The organism is Streptomyces kebangsaanensis, assembly GCF_001906585.1.
GTDB classification, from domain to species: Bacteria; Actinomycetota; Actinomycetes; order Streptomycetales; family Streptomycetaceae; genus Streptomyces; species Streptomyces kebangsaanensis.
The window spans coordinates 226776-229179 of sequence record NZ_JUJA01000158.1; the positions used below are offsets into that span (position 1 = coordinate 226776).

Annotated in this window: 3 protein-coding genes and 1 pseudogene; all 4 read left to right on the forward strand. The window is 74.3% G+C overall.

Features of this window, described 5'->3' with window-relative positions; genetic code table 11:
* The first annotated feature begins 77 nt into the window (after positions 1–77).
* Positions 78–917 carry a PPK2 family polyphosphate kinase gene (locus RH94_RS29575; protein WP_073951432.1) on the forward strand — a complete coding sequence of 280 codons (840 nt, stop codon included), beginning with the start codon at positions 78–80 and terminating at the stop codon, positions 915–917.
* A 113-nt stretch (positions 918–1030) separates the two neighbouring features.
* Positions 1031–1900: a polysaccharide deacetylase family protein gene (locus tag RH94_RS29580; RefSeq protein ID WP_073951403.1), complete on the forward strand. Its 870-nt coding sequence runs from the start codon at positions 1031–1033 to the stop codon at positions 1898–1900.
* Between the two features lie 30 nt (positions 1901–1930).
* A complete protein-coding gene (locus RH94_RS29585; protein WP_073951404.1) occupies positions 1931–2149 on the forward strand; it encodes a hypothetical protein in 219 nt (72 codons plus the stop codon).
* A gap of 45 nt (positions 2150–2194) precedes the next feature.
* Positions 2195–2404: pseudogene (locus RH94_RS44985) on the forward strand (peptidyl-tRNA hydrolase); the annotation flags it as partial.

Below are 2404 nucleotides of genomic sequence, written 5' to 3' on the forward strand. Positions count from 1 at the left end.
CCGGGAGAAGTTCCGAGGGCACGGCGCGGCGGCGGGACGCGCCGCGCGGCCCTGCACGGGAGTACCCCGAGGTCCCTCTGCGCGACCTGCTGCGCGTCCCCGTCGGCGAGGTGGTCGACCTGTCCGCGCACGACGCGGCGGCCACGCCCGCGGGCCCCCGGGACAAGGCCGCCGGCCGCGCGGAGACGGCCCGGACGGGCAAGCCGCTCGCCGCCCTGCAGGAGCGGCTGTGGGCGGCGAGCACCGCCGGTGACCGGCGCCGGATCCTGCTGGTGCTGCAGGGCATGGACACCAGCGGCAAGGGCGGCACGGTCAAGCACGTCATCGGCCTGCTCAACCCCTCCGGCTGCCGTATCCGGGCCTTCAAGGCGCCCACCCCGCAGGAACTGGCCCACTCCTTCCTCTGGCGGATCCGCAAGGCGCTGCCCCGACCCGGCGAGATCGGCATCTTCGACCGCTCCCACTACGAGGACGTCCTGATCGCCCGGGTCCACGGCCTCGTCCCGCGCTCCGAGATCGAGGACCGGTACGACCGGATCAACGGCTTCGAGCGGTCCCTCGCCGAGGACGGCGTGACCGTGATCAAGTGCTTTCTGCACCTCTCCTACGACCGCCAGCGCCGCCGCCTGCTCAAGCGTCTGGACAACCCGGACAAGCACTGGAAGTTCGACCCCGCCGACATCGACGAGCGCGCCCTGTGGCCGGCCTACCAGGAGGCGTACGAGATCGCCCTGCGCCGCTGCGCGGCCCCGTACGCGCCCTGGTACCTGATCCCGGCGGACCACAAGTGGTACCGCGACTGGGCGGTCGGCCGCCTGCTCCTCGAACACCTCCAGGCGCTGGACCCGCACTGTCCGGCGGCGGACTTCGACGTGGAGGAGTGCCGCGAGCGGCTGCTGAAGCAGCGGGACCTGTAACCGCACCGTCCGCCTGTCCGTCCGCCTGTCCGTCCGCGGGAGTGGCCATCGGGTGGGTGGGCGTGCGGCCGCGCCGCCGTTCATGGGACCGGAAAAGGCCCTAGATTCGTCGGGTGATCACACTCGTACGACGAATCGCCGTCGTCTGTGCGCTGGGCGCCGCCCTGGCCGCCTGCGGCAGCCCCCAGACCTCCCGCACCGGCCGGCCGGACCCCTCGGCCTCGTCGAAGCCCACCGCCGCCGCCCCCGCCGAGCCCGCCTCCTCCCGGCCCCCGGTCCTCCCCCCGGCCGCCGGCGGCCTGACCCCTGTCTTCAGCCACGGCCCCCGGACCGGGGGGAAGACGGTCGCGCTCACCTTCGACGCCGACATGACCGCCGACCAGGGACCGCGCGCGGCGGCCGGCGAGCACTTCGACAACCCGGAGCTCATCGCCACGCTCCGCGCCCTGAAGGCACCGGCGACCGTGTTCATGACGGGCCGCTGGGCCGAGCAGTACCCCGACCAGGCCCGCTCCATCGGGGGCGACCCGCTCTTCGAGCTCGCCAACCACTCCCACAGCCACTACGCGTTCACCGCCGACTGCTACGGCCTGCCCGCGGTGTCCGCCGACCGCATGCGCCCGGACGTGGAGCGCGCGTACGAGGCGTTCCGCAAGGCGGGCGTGGAGCACGCGATGCCGTACTTCCGCTTCCCCGGCGGCTGCTACGACCAGCGGGCCCTGCGGGCGCTGAGCCCGCTCGGCGTCACCGCGGTGCAGTGGGACGTGGTGAGCGGCGACGCGTTCGCGACGGACGCGGACGCCGTGGTCCGGCAGGTCCTGGATGGGGTCCGGCCGGGCTCGGTCGTGGTCATGCACTGCACCCGCAGCGCGGCCCCCACGACCGAGCGCGTGGTGCGCGCGGTCGTGCCGGAGCTGCGCAAGCGGGGCTACCGCCTGGTGAAGGTCTCCGACCTGATCGGCGCCTCGACCGGCCGCACCTGACCTGCCGGCCGGCGGTCCTGCGCTGGATCCATGAGCGACGACGACACCGGCGACCACTGCCTGATCGACGCGACCAGGCCGCCCTGGGGGTCCCCCCACGCCCTTGAGGCAGTGGGGGAGGACGGCCCGCCGTACGCGGAGTGCGTGCTGTGCCGCAAGCCGACGGAGTACCCGGAGTCGTACGAGGAGATCACGCTCTGCCCCGCCTGCGAGTGGCAGGAGGCGCAGCGTACGGCCTGCTCGGGGTGAGCGGGGCCGGCGGGCGCCGCTCGCGCGGCTGGCAGACTTGAGGCCGTGAGCACCGACGAGACCACCGCGGCCACCGTGACCACCGCCCCCGAGGACAGCCCGTTCCGGCCCGACCCCGGCACACGTGACCAGGCGCGGCAGTTCGTGCTGCCGTTGGTGGTGCGGATGGAGCGGGCCGCTCCTCCGTCCCGTACCGACGCGCTGCGGACCGCGGCCCGCGCGGTGCTGGTGCTGCTCGGCGACGCACGCTCGTCC

What these genes read in the sequence shown, in the direction of transcription:
- RH94_RS29585 (WP_073951404.1), top strand. Translation starts at nt 1,931, where the DNA reads ATGAGCGACGACGACACCGGCGACCACTGCCTGATCGACGCGACCAGG.